At 44.5% G+C, this 17,641-nt stretch carries 18 protein-coding genes and 1 other annotated feature (1 of these 19 running past the window's edge); of the genes, 2 read left to right on the plus strand and 16 right to left on the minus strand.

Annotated features, from left to right (window positions below):
• Positions 1–24: 24 nt before the first annotated feature.
• The 12 genes from ACQKFO_RS20580 to ACQKFO_RS20635 form a co-directional block, all read right to left on the minus strand.
• On the minus strand, positions 25–246 hold the full coding sequence (locus ACQKFO_RS20580) for a hypothetical protein (RefSeq protein ID WP_427600651.1): 222 nt from the start codon (positions 244–246) through the stop codon (positions 25–27).
• A gap of 82 nt (positions 247–328) precedes the next feature.
• Positions 329–1,534 (minus strand): thiolase family protein, encoded by a 1,206-nt coding sequence (locus tag ACQKFO_RS20585; RefSeq protein WP_427600652.1) that lies wholly within the window; start codon positions 1,532–1,534, stop codon positions 329–331.
• A complete protein-coding gene (locus ACQKFO_RS20590; RefSeq protein ID WP_427600653.1) occupies positions 1,531–2,406 on the minus strand; it encodes a 3-hydroxyacyl-CoA dehydrogenase in 876 nt (291 codons plus the stop codon). Before ACQKFO_RS20590 ends, ACQKFO_RS20585 begins: the two co-directional genes overlap by 4 nt.
• A 70-nt stretch (positions 2,407–2,476) precedes the next feature.
• Positions 2,477–3,994, minus strand: a complete 1,518-nt coding sequence (locus tag ACQKFO_RS20595) for an aldehyde dehydrogenase family protein (protein WP_427600654.1) — start codon at positions 3,992–3,994, stop codon at positions 2,477–2,479.
• Positions 3,995–4,018: 24 nt separating this feature from the next.
• On the minus strand, positions 4,019–4,792 hold the full coding sequence (locus ACQKFO_RS20600) for an enoyl-CoA hydratase-related protein (protein WP_427600655.1): 774 nt from the start codon (positions 4,790–4,792) through the stop codon (positions 4,019–4,021).
• Positions 4,793–4,804: 12 nt separating this feature from the next.
• A complete protein-coding gene (locus ACQKFO_RS20605) occupies positions 4,805–5,584 on the minus strand; it encodes an enoyl-CoA hydratase/isomerase family protein (protein ID WP_427600656.1) in 780 nt (259 codons plus the stop codon).
• Positions 5,577–5,885 carry an EthD family reductase gene (locus ACQKFO_RS20610; protein ID WP_113968569.1) on the minus strand — a complete coding sequence of 103 codons (309 nt, stop codon included), beginning with the start codon at positions 5,883–5,885 and terminating at the stop codon, positions 5,577–5,579. Before ACQKFO_RS20610 ends, ACQKFO_RS20605 begins: the two co-directional genes overlap by 8 nt.
• A 42-nt stretch (positions 5,886–5,927) precedes the next feature.
• Positions 5,928–6,407: a 1,2-phenylacetyl-CoA epoxidase subunit PaaD gene (paaD, locus tag ACQKFO_RS20615; RefSeq protein ID WP_427600657.1), complete on the minus strand. Its 480-nt coding sequence runs from the start codon at positions 6,405–6,407 to the stop codon at positions 5,928–5,930.
• Between the two features lie 13 nt (positions 6,408–6,420).
• On the minus strand, positions 6,421–7,263 hold the full coding sequence (gene paaC / locus ACQKFO_RS20620; RefSeq protein WP_427600658.1) for a 1,2-phenylacetyl-CoA epoxidase subunit PaaC: 843 nt from the start codon (positions 7,261–7,263) through the stop codon (positions 6,421–6,423).
• Positions 7,236–7,592 (minus strand): 1,2-phenylacetyl-CoA epoxidase subunit PaaB, encoded by a 357-nt coding sequence (gene paaB / locus ACQKFO_RS20625; protein WP_113968566.1) that lies wholly within the window; start codon positions 7,590–7,592, stop codon positions 7,236–7,238. Before paaB ends, paaC begins: the two co-directional genes overlap by 28 nt.
• A gap of 15 nt (positions 7,593–7,607) precedes the next feature.
• Positions 7,608–8,531 carry a 1,2-phenylacetyl-CoA epoxidase subunit PaaA gene (gene paaA, locus ACQKFO_RS20630; protein WP_427600782.1) on the minus strand — a complete coding sequence of 308 codons (924 nt, stop codon included), beginning with the start codon at positions 8,529–8,531 and terminating at the stop codon, positions 7,608–7,610.
• Between the two features lie 118 nt (positions 8,532–8,649).
• Positions 8,650–9,975, minus strand: coding sequence for a phenylacetate--CoA ligase family protein (locus tag ACQKFO_RS20635; RefSeq protein WP_427600659.1), 1,326 nt, complete (start codon positions 9,973–9,975; stop codon positions 8,650–8,652).
• A 368-nt stretch (positions 9,976–10,343) separates the two neighbouring features.
• On the opposite strand from ACQKFO_RS20635, the gene ACQKFO_RS20640 reads away from it, so the two are divergent.
• Entirely contained in the window at positions 10,344–11,252 is a 909-nt protein-coding gene (locus ACQKFO_RS20640) for a DUF899 family protein (protein ID WP_427600660.1), read from the plus strand.
• Positions 11,253–11,291: 39 nt separating this feature from the next.
• Here the strand turns inward: ACQKFO_RS20640 and ACQKFO_RS20645 are convergent, their stop codons facing one another.
• On the minus strand, positions 11,292–12,890 hold the full coding sequence (locus ACQKFO_RS20645; protein WP_148995061.1) for an MDR family MFS transporter: 1,599 nt from the start codon (positions 12,888–12,890) through the stop codon (positions 11,292–11,294).
• A gap of 15 nt (positions 12,891–12,905) precedes the next feature.
• Positions 12,906–13,364 carry a MarR family winged helix-turn-helix transcriptional regulator gene (locus ACQKFO_RS20650; protein WP_427600661.1) on the minus strand — a complete coding sequence of 153 codons (459 nt, stop codon included), beginning with the start codon at positions 13,362–13,364 and terminating at the stop codon, positions 12,906–12,908.
• Between the two features lie 330 nt (positions 13,365–13,694).
• On the opposite strand from ACQKFO_RS20650, the gene ACQKFO_RS20655 reads away from it, so the two are divergent.
• The gene (locus ACQKFO_RS20655; RefSeq protein WP_427600662.1) at positions 13,695–14,378 is read left to right on the plus strand and encodes a GntR family transcriptional regulator; all 684 of its coding nucleotides are present in this window, start codon (positions 13,695–13,697) and stop codon (positions 14,376–14,378) included.
• Positions 14,379–14,433: 55 nt separating this feature from the next.
• On the opposite strand, the gene ACQKFO_RS20660 is transcribed toward ACQKFO_RS20655, so the two are convergent.
• Positions 14,434–15,990 (minus strand): ABC-F family ATP-binding cassette domain-containing protein, encoded by a 1,557-nt coding sequence (locus ACQKFO_RS20660; protein ID WP_427600663.1) that lies wholly within the window; start codon positions 15,988–15,990, stop codon positions 14,434–14,436.
• A gap of 62 nt (positions 15,991–16,052) precedes the next feature.
• Entirely contained in the window at positions 16,053–17,210 is a 1,158-nt protein-coding gene (locus tag ACQKFO_RS20665) for an NAD(P)/FAD-dependent oxidoreductase (RefSeq protein WP_427600664.1), read from the minus strand.
• Positions 17,211–17,467: 257 nt separating this feature from the next.
• Positions 17,468–17,641: a binding site (T-box leader), on the plus strand (it continues 38 nt past the right edge of the window).

The following is a 17,641-nucleotide window of genomic DNA, read 5'->3' on the forward strand; positions in this document are numbered from 1 at the left end:
AGGCTCACTTACAGAGCCTGACCCTCAATGATACACCCTCAACATCTCCAGCATCTTCACAAATTCATATGAATTGACAACCTGTTCCTTCGACCAATTCGCTTCGATCCATCTCACGAGCTCTTCCTGGCTGTTAAACACTTCCCCGCTCGTATCTGCTTTCCTTATTAAATACCTTCCGTTATCCTCATCTGCGACTACGAGACAAGGAATCTCGCTTTCTTTTGTCATGATTTCAAATTCCATCTCACTCACCTCACTTCTATCCTTTCTAAAAAGAATAAATCCTAATCACAAAAAGAGCCCTGCACATACAGGACTCAAGCTATTAAGGTTCAATATTCTCTACTAAAGTCGCAATACCCTGGCCGACACCGATACACATGGTAGATAAGCCGTACCGTACCTTTCTCTTTTTCATTTCATACAGAAGGGTGGTAAGGATGCGTGCTCCACTTGCTCCAAGTGGATGACCGAATGCAATCGCTCCTCCATTGACATTGACGATCTCTTCATTCAACCCCAGCTCACGGATGCAGGCAATGGATTGTGCAGCGAATGCTTCATTAAGCTCCACCAAGCCGATTTGGTCAAGGGCAAGACCCGACCGTTTCAGTACCTTCTGAGTGGCATAGATCGGTCCCAGACCCATTACGGATGGTTCAAGACCTGAAGTGGCCGATGTCATGTAGCGGGCCAGCGGAGTAACACCTAATTCTTCTGCTTTCTCCCTGCTCATCAATAACAGAGCAGAGGCACCGTCATTGACTCCTGATGCATTCCCTGCCGTCACCGTTCCGCCTTGGAATAAAGGCTTAAGCTTCTGCAGTTTGTCACTATTGGTATCGGGTCTCGGGTGCTCATCGAACTGAAACGTTGAAAGATTCCCTTTTCTGTCACGTAACTCAACGGGCACGATTTCCGCTTTAAACCGTTCTTCATCCATGGCACGTTTCGCTTTCATTTGGCTCCAGTAAGCAAAGTGATCTTGTTCTTCCCTCGAAATGCCGAACTGTTTCGCCACGTTTTCGGCAGTTTCCGGCATTGAATCGGTCCCGAATTTTTCTTTCAGACGGGAATTAACGAAGCGCCATCCGATCGTCGTATCGAACATTTCCATATTGCCTCTTGGGAAATCCTTTGAAGGCTTTGCCATGACGTAAGGAGCACGCGTCATACTTTCAGTCCCGCCTGCAATGAAGACATCCCCTTCATTAGCCAAAATGGCTCTAGCCGCATAGTTCACAGCGTCCAGTCCGGAACCGCATAAACGGTTGATGGTGGTGGCACCGACTTCAACAGGGAGACCTGCAAGGAGTGTCGACATTCGGGCTACATTTCGGTTGTCTTCCCCGGCACCGTTTGCATTTCCAAGTACCACCTCTTCAATCATAGCCACCGGGACGAGGGGATTCCGTTCAACGAGTGCTTTAATGACAAGTGCACCCAAATCATCAGGGCGCACTTCTTTTAAAGAGCCTTTATATTTCCCAATCGGGGTACGGACGGCATCGACAATGACAACCTCTTTCATGACTGATGCTCCTTTTCCTTTGTTTCAGAGTAATCATAAACACCCTTACCCGTTTTTCGACCAAGACGTCCTGCCTTGACATATTTCTCTAAAAGAGGGGCTGGACGATACTTTTCACCAAGCTTTTCATGAAGGTACTTAAGATTATTCAATCGTGTATCCAGTCCGACTAAATCTCCAAGTTCAAACGGCCCCATTGGATAATTTAATCCGAGCTTGATCGCTTTATCGATTTCTTCAGGAGAACCGAGTCCTTCCTGGAGCATGTAAAAGGCTTCATTCCCAACGAGGGCAGAGATTCTGCTTGTGACAAAACCAGGAAATTCGTTGATGACCACCGTTTCTTTCCCCATCAGTCGGGCTACTTGCTGGATGACCTCCGCCGTTTCATCACTTGTTTCCAATCCCTTCACGATTTCAACGAGTGGCATTTTATGTACAGGGTTGAAAAAGTGCATGGCAATGACTTTGTCAGGCCGTTTTGTAAAGGATCCGATTTCAGTCGGGCTCATGGTGGAGGTATTCGTTGCCAGATAGCAATACTCCGGGGCATGCGCGTCCAGCACTTCAAATACGCCACGCTTGATGTCTGTCTTTTCCGGAACGGCTTCGATGACCACATCGGCATCCCGTACGGCAATCGAAAGATTCGTTGAATAGCTCATAAGCTCTTTTGCTTCTACGTACTTCTGCTGAGTGAGCTTATTCCTTTCCATTCCTTTTTGAAAAATGAACTGAATCTCATTCCTGGCATGATCCAACTGCTCTTGTTTAATATCAACCAGTGTGGTCCGGAAGCCTCCAACTGCACTTACATAAGCAATCCCTCTACCCATTACTCCGGAACCGACTACAACGATATGCTGCGTCATGTTTGCTTTCCCCTTTCTTGCAATAAGGGGTTGACCCTGATAGGACAACCCCCTGCTTATTTATTTCTTCTTACAAACCAAATGGGTTTAACGGACGGTTTCCGAAGTACGAAATGATACTCTTTGTTTCTGTGTAAAGATCGAGCGTTTCAATGCAAAGCTCACGGCCGAATCCGGACTGCTTGTAGCCGCCGAATGGAGTACCAGGGAATGCGGAGAACGGACAGTTCACCATCACGATTCCGGCTTGGATCGCTTTCGATACTCTTGTCGCACGCCCATGGTTCTGAGTCCATACCGCTGAACCGAGACCATATTCACTATCATTGGCCATTTTGATCGCTTCTTTTTCATCTTTGAATTTCATTACCACTACAACTGGCCCGAAGATTTCTTCTTTTACAACCTTCATGTCGTGATTCACATCTGTAATGATGGTCGGCTCATACCAATAGCCCTTTTCAAAGCCTTCAACCTTCGCAGTACTTCCCCCGACTAAGATCGTTGCCCCTTCTTCTTTGGCTGATTGAACATAGCCGTCGATCGTATCTAGCTGATCCTGATTGATGATCGCCCCGATATGAGTTCCTTTATCGTGGGGGTCGGCCAGTTTCAGCTTCTTCGTCTTCTCAACGAATTTTTCCATGAACTCATCGTAGATATCTTCATGTACATACAGTCTGGAGCGTGCTTCACAGGACTGACCTGTATTATAGAAGATTCCGAACAGGGAACCATCCACCGCTGCATCGACATCTGCATCTTCAAATACGATGTTTGGTGACTTCCCACCTAACTCAAGAGTGACTCTCTTTAAGGTTTGAGACGCCTTTTCCATGATATTTTTACCGATGGGAGTGGAACCTGTGAAGGCTACTTTATCAACCTTTTCATGCTCAACTAAGTAATTACCGACAGAAGAACCTGCACCCGGGATGATGTTGACCACACCTTCAGGAACGCCGGCTTCGATACAGATCTCACCCAAGACAATCGCTGTTAATGGTGTAAGAGTAGCTGGTTTCACGACAACCGAACAGCCTGACGCAATAGCAGGCGCAATTTTCCATGCTGCCATCATCAATGGATAATTCCACGGAATGATCTGAGCACATACACCGACCGGTTCTTTCTCTGCAACATTCATGAATTGACCTGGTACATTATTGACCGTTCCACGATGGCCCACAATCGCTCCTGCATAGAATTCAAGGTCTTCGATCGCTTGCATCACTTGACCTTGTGCGGCGGATAGTGATTTTCCGCTATCCATGATCTCAAGGGAAACAAGTTCATTAAAACGTGATCTCATAATACCTGCAATTTTATTGAGCACGCGGGAACGCTTATTGATCGGGAACTTCTTCCACTTACCGTAGTCAAACGCGTTTCGTGCTGCTTCAACCGCTTTTTCAGCATCTTCCACAGATGCAAGTGAAACGGTGGCAATCGCTTCACCTGTTGCTGGATTGTATGTCGTAAAGGTTTCACCTGAACCGCTTTCCATACGTTGACCGTTGATCACCAATGAATAATGTTCTCTTTTCATTTCAAGGACTTCAAAGCTTTGTTCTTTTACTGTAGACATAACTCCATCTCCTTTTTGATTGAATTATTTTCCGTGAAAGGCTGGTCTTCTTTTTTCCATAAAGGCTGTCACACCTTCGCGATGATCTTGTGTCTTGCCTGCGATCCGCTGGGCGCAGGCTTCTTTTTCTAAGTATTCGTTGAAGGATAGATCAGCGCTGCCCTTTAATAAACGCTTCATCAAGCCGATTGCTTTCGTTGGCATGGAGGCGATTCTCTCGGCAAATCGGGATGTCTCTTCCTGCCACTCTTCAAGTGATATGATTTTCGTGACAAGACCCAGCTTTTCTGCATCGATCGCCTTAATCTTCTCTCCAAACACCGCCAGTTCCAGCGCTTTTGCATAGCCGACAATCTTTGATAAATAATAAAGATTTCCTGAATCGGGGACTAAACCGACATGCACAAATGCTTGCACAAAGCTCGCTTTCTCAGACACCAGCCTGAAATCACATGCCAGGGCCAGGCTGAAGCCCGCTCCGGCCGCCACTCCATTCACGGCTGCAATGACTGGCTTTTCACACTGCTCGATTTCTTTCACCATCGGTCCGTAGTTATGGCGCAGCACTTCACCGTGATCCATGGATTCATCCACTTCACTTAGATCCTGTCCCGAGCAAAATGCCCTGCCTTCACCTGTTATCACGATGGCTCTAACTTCTTCATTCCGTGAAGAGTCCTTGACTGCCTTCTGGATTTCCAGATTGAGTTGACGGATGAAAGCATTGAGCTTATCCGGGCGGTTCAAGGTAATCCAGGCTACGTTATTTTTCACTTCATATTTAATCGTTTCAAACATGCGGCAGCCTCCTTATTTCCCTTTAAAATTCGGTTTCCGTTTTTCCACGAAAGCCTTCATTCCTTCTTTCTGATCTTCTGAGGCAAAAAGAAGATAGAAGTTCTTACGTTCATATTGCATTCCTTCATATATCGAAGAATCTACGGCTTTATGAACAGACTCTTTAATCAACCTCACGGATAGAGGTGGCTTTGCAGCTAATTTCTTCGCAAACTTCTCGGTTTCTTCTATTAATAACTCTTTCGGAATCGCCCGGTTAATGACTCCCCACTCGAGAGCTTGCGTGGCTGTAAACATGTCTCCCGATAACAGCCATTCCATCGCTCTTGATTTCCCTATCAGCTTGGTGAGCCTCTGTGTCCCGCCTGCTCCAGGCATGACCCCAAGATTCACTTCAGGGAATCCGAAGCTTGCATCCTCAGAAGCGAATAAAATGTCGCAGCAAAGAGCTAACTCAAACCCGCCTCCTAATGCAAACCCCTGGACCGCTCCGATGATCGGCTTTTTAATCCAGGCCAAACGGTCCCATTCGGTAAATTGATTCAAGAGTTCTAAATCTATGGCTCCGTCCTCTGCCATTTCATCAATGTCTGCTCCAGCGGCAAAGGCTCTGCCCCTGCCGGATAAAACAATTGCTTTCACACTGTCGTTCCGGTCCAATGCCTCGAAAGCATTGACTAACTCCGATACCATAGGACGATTGATGGCGTTCAGAACGTTAGGTCTATTTAATTCAATAAAACCGAGTCCTTCCCTCTCGCTCACTACGATATATTCGTACTTTTTACTCATTCACTTCTTCACCGATCATAAGAGTGACTAACTCTGCGGCGAAGCCCATAAGATCCTTACCGGAGGCTTTTCCTTCATCGGATTTCATGGCCGCTTTCATCGCTTCATGATTGTCATAATACATTTCGCACATTAAGTAGTATTTGCCTTCTCCACCCATAGGTGAACCGACGATTTTCGTTACATCCATCTTTTTAAGACCTGGAATTTTCGCCGTGATCGGAGCGTGGGTATTGAAGTAATGCTCATCAAATTTCTCTTTGTTTTCAGGGTGCTTATACAATGCGATTAGTTTTACCATAGTGGAATCTCTCCTTTGATTTTGGGTAGTTTTATAGATACTTCACATCATTGTCGATATTGGTTTCATGGCTTCGAACGGGTTGCGGCATTGCTTGCAGTATAGAATGCTTCTGCATGCAGTGGGACCGAACAGATTCTCCATTGAAGTATAAGGGGAATCGCAATACGGGCAGTGAATCTCCCAATCTTCTTCCCCGGTGAATTGTTCAGGCGGGGGGGCGATCCCGAATTCTTTCAGTCTTTCCCGTCCATTTTCGGTTAACCGGTCGGAAGTCCAGGGAGGAGAATAAACGAATTGAACCTGTATGGATTGAATTCCAAGCTGGTTCCGACACGCCTTCTCCACATTCCCTTTAATAAATTCCAACGCAGGGCAACCTACAAAGGTTGGGAGGAGCTCAATCATCAGAGTATCCTCGTGGTGATGTATGCGTTTGACCATTCCAAGATCCACAATGCTGATGGAATCAATTTCAGGGTCTTTCACTGTTTGAAGAACTTCTAAAACGGTTGCAGTCATATTCATTCATCCTTTACCAGCTTGCTGCGGGATTTGTGTTATAGACTTCGCTTAATGTGGAAAGTGCCGTACCCAGTTCAGAAGTGTGCTCACCTAACCGTCCATTCCCCTTTTTCATGCTTACTTTTGGAGGGAAGGATAGTTGAATAGATTGGAAGACCGGTTGAAGGGCCAGCTCCCATCGTTTCGTTAAGCTTTCTTCTCCTTCGATCAGAGCCATAAGAGACATTTCTTTACCCCTTGGCCCCAGGGTCAGGACTCCCTGGAATTCCTCCAATACTCGTTCAATCGCCTTATTCATTCGCTCCCTTGCTTCTCCTCCTGCATTCATTAATTGAATGAACCAGGTCTTCCAGTGCAGCAGGTGATAGTATAATTCTGTGTTGATTTTGATCGCCATTTCGGCAAGTGGCTCATAGGAGGAGTTCTTTAATGAGTCAATTCGTACCTTTTTGGCGACGCTGTAGAAATAATGTCTTACAACGGCAAAGGCCCAGTCGTAGCGGGGTTCTTGCAGGTAGTGCCCGGGTCCATTCACTTCTTCCAGTAAGATGGCATTTCTTCGTTCTGCAGCCTTCCTTCCATGTGCCAAATGGTCCTGATCCCCTTCCCCTAACTCTTCAAGGAGCTGATAGAACATTGTGGCATGCCCCATCGTATCTTGATTAATGGATGAAAACGCGACATCCTCTTCAATATGAGGAGCGAGTCCCAGCCATTCAGAACCGCGATACGCAAGGATGAAATCATCGTCAGCAAGTTGATATAGCAGACTCAGAAGCGCTTCTTTATAATCTGCGTTCGGGATGTCATTTGGACTATTCACTTTCATTTCTTCTTCACCAACTCTCCCCATGACATGATTTCTTTCTCATCGAGCATTTCCTGTTCGTACTGTCTCCACTTCTTCTTCAGATAACCGTAGCCTTTGGCGTTCCGGTAATCTTTATTATCGAGACGCCCGACACTCTCTCTTTCCTCGGGTGTCATCATCCGCACGTCGGACCGCTTCACAACCCATATATCCGAGACCGGCTCTCTTCTCATGAAATTCTCTTGAGCCATCACCATGGCAAGCTCATGGTTGGGTGCTAACAGACTGAACTGATGCTGCATCTGCGCCCCGTCCGTCCTCTTACTAAACACTTCAAATTCCTGATAAAAGTTCTGCCCCTTGTCAGACATCCAACTCATCCCTTTCTAGCTTACTTGGTCACTAGGGCTTAATGCTTCGCGAACCCACGCATTATTGTCGTAGGATAACTCTCTTAAACGAAGGCGATCCTTTGATTTCGGACCTTTGTTCCGAATGATTTCCTTAAAGCGGTTCCAGTCGGGCTGCTTATAGATCCATAAATCCTTTTCTTCATCAAAGTACATCGTCTCATCAGGAAGAGTCAGTCCTAACGACAGCATCCTTGGAACATATTTCGTGAAAAAGTCCTGTCTCAGCTGTTCATTTGTTTTCGTCCGGATGTTGTATTTAATGGTGATGTCCTGTTTAGAGGAACCTGTCGTTTTCGCATCACCCGGTCCAAAGAACATAAGAAGTGATTCCCACCAGCGGTCAACTGCATCCTGAACTAATGCCCTTTGATCGGGAGTTCCTTCTGCCAGAGCCATGATGATAGCTTCACCATGCTGTGCGTGGAACACTTCTTCCGCACAAATCCGTTTCAATGCGCGGGCATATGGACCGTACGAAGCATGGAGCATATTCGTCTGTGTGATAATCGCCGCCCCGTCCACAAGCCAGCCGATCAATCCAGCGTCTCCCCAGGTAGGTGCCTCCATGTGAAAGACGTTATGAAACTTTAAATCTCCTGAAAACAAATCTCTCATAATGTGCTCACGTGTCTTCCCGTAAGGCTTCATTAAATCTTCCGCTACACGAAGCAAAAGCTGCCCATGGCCCATCTCGTCCTGAACCTTCGCCATGATTCCAAGCTTCCTTCTTAGTGTGGGTGCTTTCGGTACCCACTCCTTCTCGGGAAGTGCCCCCATGATTTCACTGATCCCATGCATGGATATCAGCTTGATCAGTGCATTCCGATACTCATCAGGCATCCAATCATCCGCTTCAATCTTTTCATCCTTTTCAATCTTTTTCATAAATTGAGTCATACGCTCTTCTTCCGTCAAATGTTGGTTTGATAATACGTCACTCACTGTAGCTCCTCCTTTATCACACTGTTAATACGCAGGTTCTATATTGTGTGATAACTATTTTTCTCAAAAAAATTTATTGAAACATGGCCTCTCCTCTAAGATCCACAATCCGGATGGCTTTCCCTTCTGAACGGGGGATTTCTTTCGGTCCCCTGATTTTCACATCCATGGAAACATAGCAACGATCTTTCATGAGGCTTTTCACTTTTGCTTCCAGTTGATTGATTCCTTCATGCTTTATGTCTTGAGACATTCCTTGGTAGCATTCATCCGTGACCTCAACCTGCAATTCCACCAAATCGAGTGCCCCTTTTTTCTTTAAGTGAACCTGATAATGTGGGGCAAGCTCACTTATCTGAAGCAGGAAGTGTTCCATTTCTGATGGAAACACGTTCACTCCCCTGATGATGAGCATGTCATCCACTCTTCCCTTAACACGTGACATCTTCACCGTCGTTCTTCCACACGAGCATCTACCGTGTGTAATCGAAGCAATATCACCGGTTCTATAACGAATGATCGGAAAGGCTTCCTTCGTTAAACTTGTAAACACAAGCTCACCGACTTGACCTTCTGGTAAAGGCTCTAATGTATCAGGGTTTATGACCTCAACCAGGAAATGATCCTCTGCAATATGAAGGCCATCCTGAGCTTCGTGGCATTCCATGGCAACCCCCGGGCCGATGACTTCACTTAAGCCATAAATGTCACACGCTTTAATATCGAGCTTATTCTCCAACGTTTCTCTCATCGCATTCGACCAGGGCTCTGCCCCGAATATTCCATATTGTAAGGATAGTGAAGCCGGATCCTTCCCTAGTGCTTCCATTGTTTCTGCCAAATTGAGTACATAGGACGGTGTGCCGCATATGACCGTCGGCTGAAAGTCTTCCAGCAAAGTGATTTGTCTGGACATGTTTCCACCTGATACCGGTACTGTGATCATTCCAAGCTTCTCACTTCCATAATGAAGTCCCAAACCTCCTGTAAACAGTCCGTATCCGTATGCATTATGCAGGACATCCCCCGGTTTTCCACCTGACATGGCAATGGCCCGGGCCACAATTTCTCCCCACATGTTGATATCGTTTTGGGTATACCCTACAACCGTTGGCTTTCCACTTGTTCCGGAAGATGCATGGACCCTTACCATTTCTTCACGCTTGACCGCGAACAGGCCAAAAGGGTAATGATCTCGTAAATCCCCCTTTTTTGTAAGCGGTAACATTTTTAGGTTTGACAAAGACTTTATATCCTGTGGCTTCAGACCTCTCTTGTCAAATTGTTGCCGGTAAAAAGGGACTCGTTCATACACGTAAGCAGCAATATGTTGTAATTTCTCTAGTTGAAGGCGTTCCATTTGCGATCGACTGGCAGTTTCAATCTCATGCAAAATCAACGTATCGGCCTCCTGTCACTATATAAAAATATATTTATATAACGTTATTAATTCGTTTATATAATTATGTGTTATATTTATCTACTCAAAAGATAACGTTTCTGCTGAATATTGTCAATATATTTTCAGAAAATTCCTTCAAAGAAAATTCGGTTAAGGATAGGTGAGAAGCGAGCTTGTGAACAGGTATCTTTATTGGAGTCGGGCATAAAGGGGTTTGAGAATCCGTTTCGCCGTTAAAATCAAAAGTTCGCCGTTATTTGTACCCAATTTAAATAAACCAACTAAATATACTCCAGTGGTTCACTCCTAAAGAAGGACATCCCATACCAATAGAGAAATCTTACATATAACAAGGAGGCTATAATATGACCACAAACGCAGGAACAAGACAGATCCAGGCTTTAGAGCTGGAAATCATGGAAAAGAAAAAGCAGCTGGCACAGCTACGCAGACAACAAACACCGCAAAAGGTTGAAAACTACCTCTTTTTAACAACTGATCAAAAAACCGTTACACTAGAGGAACTTTTCAAAGACAAGGATGAACTTATTATCATTCATAATATGGGGAGGAATTGCCGTTATTGTTCCATGTGGGGGGATGGTTTTAATGGGGTGTATCATCATTTGTTAAGCCGTTGTGAATTTGTTCTATCCTCTCCAGACGATCCGGCCGTTCAAGAAGACTTTGCAGCTTCAAAAGGGTGGTCCTTTCCACTTGTATCATCGAAGGAAAACCATTTTTCACAAGATCTCGGGTTTAAAAACGAGAAAACCTCCATGCCAGGGGTATCCACTTTCAAGAAAAATGAAGAAGGGATCATTTATCATTGTAGCTCAGCTTACTTCGGGCCCGGAGATGAATATTGTGTCATTTATTCCTTACTGGATTTATTACCGGCCCCATCAGAAGATTTCGTCCCTAGACTGAAGCATAATCATCGTTCATCCTTTCAACTCACTAATAATGTTGCAGTTGGAGTGAAGCATTATCATGAGGCGATTCAATTTTACACAAATATCATTGGAATGAAGGTTGAAGAGCAGGGATCAAAGGAAACAAAGTTCTCGATGAATGGTCGGAATTTCTTCATTGAAGATAGTGATCATAACACCGTCCATTTCGAATTTGCTGTGGATGATTTTGAAAGAAGCAAGCAAAAGCTTCTGGACAGCGGCTGTAAGGTAGATCACGTCTATCACGCGAAAAGTGAAATGATATCTGATCCGTTTGGATTAAAGTTTCATTTGTATGAAGTCCGTAAAACCAACTAATAAAAAGCTTGCTTTGAAATTCAAAGCAAGCTTTTCTTATTATTCAGTAGCCGGTTTAAGCGTTGTCTCCTCTTTGATCGCTTCTTCCTGCAACTCTTTATCTCGTTTGATTCTTCCATTTCCGACTGACAGGGCTACTCCCACGCCTATCGCGATAAAGATTAAACCAGTTAAGAATACAGTTGTGAAGGCATCAGACCATGCTGTTTCAATGGAAGCAATCACGATGCTGCCTACCTCTTTCGGAACATCTAGTAAACCTGGTGTTACAAGCAGGCCGAACAGGGCATCTGTTTTCTCACTTAACCCTGCAAGGATTTGACTTGCAGCTGGATTATCCTGCTGTGCCGTCACTTCCTTCATATTCTCTTGAAGTGATTGATTCATAACGGCGTTCAATACTGTAATCCCAATCGTACCACCGATCGAACGGAAGAAGGTTGCCGATGATGTCACAGCCCCCAATCGGGACTTAGGGAATTCATTTTGAACAGCAATCATAAGTGTCGGCATCACCAGACCCATCCCGAATCCCATGACCACCATAAAAAAGTATGCTGTATATTCTTTAGAATCCGGACCCATCGTACTCATCAAGAAAAAGCCGACTACAGTAGTGAGCATACCTGCCGTAAGGACGGTACGGTATTTCAGTTTCAGTAATAATCTGCCTCCGATGATACTTGCCATGATCATCGCGATCATCATTGGAGTCATCGTAGAACCTGCCTGGGTTGGTGTAACTCCGAGAATCCCCTGCATGAACATCGGGACGAACATAATCGCTCCGAACATTCCTAGACCAAGCAGGAAACCTAACGCATTCGTCGTCGCAAACACTCTGTTCTTAAACAGGCTTAGATCCAGGATCGGTTCTTTTGCTTTGTTTTCGATGAAACCAAATAGAAGTAGTAACACGATGGAACCACCAAAAATCAGAAAGCTTGTTCCTGACGTCCACTCGAATTTGTCTCCTCCGAAATTCAACCCTATCAGTAAAAGCACTAACGCCGGAATCAAGGTAATGATCCCTAAATAATCTATGCTCACCTTATCGGTCGGGCGTCCAACGTTTTCATACTTCAAACCGATGAACAATAGAAGCGCAGATAATAAACCAAATGGTACGTTAATCAAGAAAATCCAGTGCCAGCTGATTGTATCAACAATAAAGCCTCCAATAAATGGACCGATAACGGAGCTTAAGCCGAATAGTGCTCCGAACACGCCCTGCCATTTTGCACGCTGCTCAGCCGTGAAGATATCCCCGATGATCGTTTGGGATAGAGGCATGATCATTCCCCCGCCAATCCCTTGAAGACCGCGATATAACACAAGCTGTTCCATGGAAGTGGCCGTTGCACACAGTCCTGATCCAATGATGAAAATGATGACTCCGATTAAATACAATAATCTCCTTCCATATAAATCCGATAACTTCCCGACAATCGGAGTAACGGTAGTAGAAGTAATCAGATAAGCCGTGGTCACCCACGCAAAAATGGAAAAACCGTTCAATTCAGCAATGATTGTTGGCATTGCTGTCCCTACTACGGTTTGTTCAAGGGCACTAAAGAACATCCCAATGATCAAGCCGGTCAGCACTAAGCGTTTATTGATCCCTGGTTGTATCGACATAATATGTTTCTCTCCTTATTCTTCTGTTGAATTCTTTTCCACGGCTGAAGCGAGCTTTTCATATATCATGACAAGTTGATTGACATCTTCTTCATCAAGAAAAGCCAGATAGCGGGAAAATATTTCTCTTCTTTTGGCTTTCGCCTTCTCAAAAACCTCACGCCCGGCTGCTGTTAGATCCAGTTTTACGATGCGTCGGTCCTTTTCATCCCTTTCCCGGGTGACAAAGTCATTTTTGAGTAATCGGTCGATCATGACCGTAATCGCACTGGGCTTTACGTCCAACCTATCTGCAAGCTCCGTCGATTTTGTACCTTCTGATGCTGATAGGAGATAAAGAATATAAAACTGGGGACCTGTTAAATTCATTTCTTTCAATGATGAAGTCAGATCTTGTTGAATATGTCTGTTCGAGATTTGAAATGCATTGAACAAACGATCTATATAAGAATGCTGGATATGCTTCGGGTCCATCTTGTCCTCCATTTCTATTCATGCCATTAATATTTAACCTATTTAAATATTAATGAGGTTATGTAAAAAAGTCAACGATTTTTTCTCCCCAACATCCGTTGAAAAAAAGTCAGAAAAAATCCATAATAAAACTTTTTTAAGTAAATGCTTACATGTGGATTTACATTTTTCTTATGAACGAAATTTGGGGACAGAATTTAAAATCATTCGCTTAAAAGGCTGATCCGGTCAGGTGTCATTTTAGAAATTCGGAGACACTTGATTGTGGATCAGCCTTTTTTTCGTATATGATAGACATTATGAAATAATAGACCTGAATGGATGATGAACGTGAAAAAGAGACAAACCGCAGAGTTTAGAGTGTATGGGCAACTGAAGGATGCCTTACTTTCCAGGAAGATCGCTCCGGGAACCCAGCTTGTGGAACAAATCATCTCTCTGAAGATGGATGTGAGCAGAACTCCCATCCGACATGCCTTGAAACGACTGGAAGCTGAAGGGCTGGTTCAGATCATTCCGAATCGAGGTGCATTTGTCGTACATCCTACAAAAGAAGAAATTATATCTTTCTTTGAATTAAGGAAGGAATTAGAATTCCTTACTGTTAAATATGGTCTCCCAAAGGTGAAAAAGTCGCATATGTCGAAGCTTTATGAGTTTCTGGAGAATGAACAGGAAACCTATAAACAAAAGGATCTGCAAAAATATGTCGAGCTCAATAAACAGTTTCATTTATTTCTCGCAGAGGTCAGCGGGAATAAATTCCTGATACGATATATGGATGAAATGCTTACTCAGTCTAACGTCTATCTATTTTTATTTGATGTGTTTTATCATGTGGAACCGGGTGAGAACGTCCGTTTCCGCGAACATGAAGAAATGGTGAAGGCGATTGAAAACAAAGATCAGCAAACCCTGCTGGAACTGATCGATCTTCATATGAAGCATAGTTTTGATGATTTACGTCTGGAGGATAATGGGTATTCATCACTTGAGTCTGTTTTAGTAGATTAATACGCGCAAAAAGCCGGTTCCCACTCTGTATTTGTGTGGGAACCGGCTATTATATTTAAAATAATTTCGTTGTCCAGTTTTCACAGTTCCATACTTCTGTCGCCACATCCTGATAGAATTCAGGTTCGTGACTGATTAAGAGGACGGTGCCTTTGTATTCTTTAAGGGCCCGCTTCAATTCTTCTTTTGCCTCAACGTCCAAGTGGTTGGTCGGTTCGTCAAATACGAGGACATTCGATTCTTTGTTCATCAATTTACATAGGCGGACCTTCGCTTTTTCTCCACCGCTCAGCACTTCTACCTTACTTTCGATATGCTTTGTCGTCAGACCGCATTTCGCAAGGGCAGCACGCACTTCCGCTTGATTGAAGGACGGGAACTCATTCCACACCTCTTCAATACATGTATTATTATTTTTTGTTTTGATCTCCTGTTCAAAATAACCGATATGGAGATAGTCTCCCAGCTCCACTGTACCTGAGATAGGTTTGATTTCCCCCAATATACTTCGTAGTAGAGTCGTCTTCCCGATACCGTTGGCTCCAGATAGAGCAATCTTCTGACCGCGTTCCATCTTAAGATTGAGTGGTTTGGACAATGGTTCATCATAACCGATCACAAGATCCTTCGTTTCAAAAATGACCCTGCCGGCGGTTCTTGCCTGTTTGAAATGAAACTCAGGCTTAGGCTTTTCGGCAGCCAATTCAATCATATCCATCTTATCCAGCTTCTTCTGACGGGACATCGCCATGTTTCGAGTGGATACTCGCGCTTTATTACGGGCAACGAAATCCTTCAATTCGGAAATTTCCTGCTGCTGTCTCTTGAATGCTGACTCAAGCTGCTGCTTCTTCATTTCATGGACGCGTTTGAATTCATGATAATCTCCCGCATAACGATTCAGCTCTTGATTTTCCATATGATAAATAAGATTAATGACACTATTTAAGAATGGAATATCATGTGAGATGAGGATAAACGCATTTTCATATTCCTGAAGGTAACGTCTCAACCAATTGATATGTTGTTCATCGAGATAGTTGGTCGGCTCATCGAGTAATAGAATTTCAGGTTTTTCAAGTAGAAGCTTAGCCAGTAAGACTTTCGTTCTCTGTCCTCCACTTAAATCGTGAACATCCTTATCCAAGCCAATATCATCTAACCCCAGACCTCGCCCGATTTCTTCTACCTTTGCGTCAATGATATAAAAATCATTATTCGTAAGGGCGTCTTGAAGAGTCCCGGTTTCTTCCAGCAATCCTTCCAGCTCTTCTGGTGTTGCCTCTCCCATTTTTGCAAATAACTCATTCATTTCTGTTTCCATATCAAACAGATATTGAAAGGCTGTCTTCAACACATCCCGGATTGTCATTCCCTGCTTAAGCTTCGCATGCTGATCTAAGTAACCGATACGGATCCGCTTCGCCCACTCCACTTTTCCTTCATCGGGCTCAAGCTTACCTGTAATGATATTCATAAAGGTAGACTTTCCTTCTCCATTGGCACCGATCAAGCCGATGTGCTCACCCTTTAACAGACGGAAAGAAACGTCATTAAAAATCGCACGGTCACCGAAACCGTGAGTCAAATGTTGAACTGATAATAAACTCATATTGTAAACACCTTTTCTTTATATACTAAAAATCGCTCCCTTTATTATAAGGGTCATTACGCTTAGAAGATAGAGGGAAATGAGCTGGTGTTTTTTTCTTCCTCTACTCGGATGGCCCCTGCTACATCGTAGTCGGCAGGGTCCAGTTCAGTAGGTACTCCGAGCGCAAGCTTCGCAAGCTCAGAACCAAGATACGGGCCGACCGTCAGTCCGGATGCTCCAAGCCCATTCGCCACCAGCACCCCGGGAAGTCCGGGCATCGCTCCGAAAACGGGGAGGAAACCGGGAGTGAATGGGCGAAAACCCACCCTTGTTTCTATCACTGTACTGTCATGGATGCCAGGTGCCACTTCCATAGCTTTGTGAAGGACTTCATGTACACCACCTGCTGTCACCCTACGGTCGAACCCCATATCATTTTCATGTGTGGCTCCCGCTACGACCCTTCCCTCAGGAAAAGCAAGAAGGTATTGGTCATTTGGTGGCATGACGACTGGCCACTCACTCGTTTCTTCTCCCTTTACCTCTAAATGAAGAATTTGCGCTTTTTGTGAGGATACTAAAAAGTTTATTCCCAGCGGTTCAAAAAGTGCCTTCGCCCAAACACCTGCTGTGACAATCACTTCATCTGCTTCAAGCTTTTCTTCTCCTATCGTGACGCCTGTGATCCTGTTATGTTCTTTCAAAAGTTTGGCCTCTCCATGACGGACTATAGCCCCGTTCTTTACAGCTCCATTAATAAGCGCCTGGCGCATCGCTCTTCCATCAACTCGTGCAGCCCCACTAACATGAACAGCTTGATACTCTTCAGATAAAAGCGGAAATCGTTGACGTGTTTCCTCAGCGGTAAGAATAGTGAGTTCACCGATTTCGGGTGCATTCACCCTGCGTTTTTCCGCTCTCTCCACCATTTTTCGAAGTTTATTTTCATCGGTATGAAGGCTGATCGCCCCTACACGCTTATAACCGGTTTCTGTTTCCCCGTCTGCTTCCAGCTGCTGAATGATGCCCGGATAATACTTCGCCCCACCTTTGGCAAGTCGATACCACACTTTATTCCGACGTTGGGAAAGCCACGGACAGACAATCCCGGCTGCGGCATCGGTTGCTTGTCCAGGGTCTCTACGGTCCACTACTGTCACGTGCGCCCCTGCCTTAGCAAGATGATACGCCGTGGAAGCACCAAGAATTCCAGCCCCGACAACAATATATGATTTCATTTAAAACACCTTTTCATATCGTTTTTTCTTTATTTTACTTGAGAAGAAAGGGGAACTCAATGGAGGTGCGGTTTTGTTGTACCTGGTACAATTTGACCTTTTTGTATCTGGTACATTTAGAAGCATCTGTACCTGATACACCCAACTTAACGACAACCCCAATTACCACCAGCAATTCCAGACAATTCTCACTACTTTTTTCGAAATAGATTGACAAGTTGTTTTAATTCATGATAAAAATTGTATAACCTAATATTGAATAAGCTTTGATGGAAACAAGTAGCGAGCATTTCCCTGTTAAAGAGAGCCGGTGGTTGGTGTGAATCGGTACAAAGATGATTGGTGAATTTCGATTCCGGAGCTTCTTTTGACGAGATCAAAAGACGGTTAAGGCCGTTATGTGTGAAGAGTGATGAGAAACGTTTTCTCAT

The sequence above is a fragment of the Rossellomorea sp. NPDC071047 genome, assembly GCF_050270195.1.
Lineage (GTDB): Bacteria > Bacillota > Bacilli > Bacillales > Bacillaceae_B > Rossellomorea.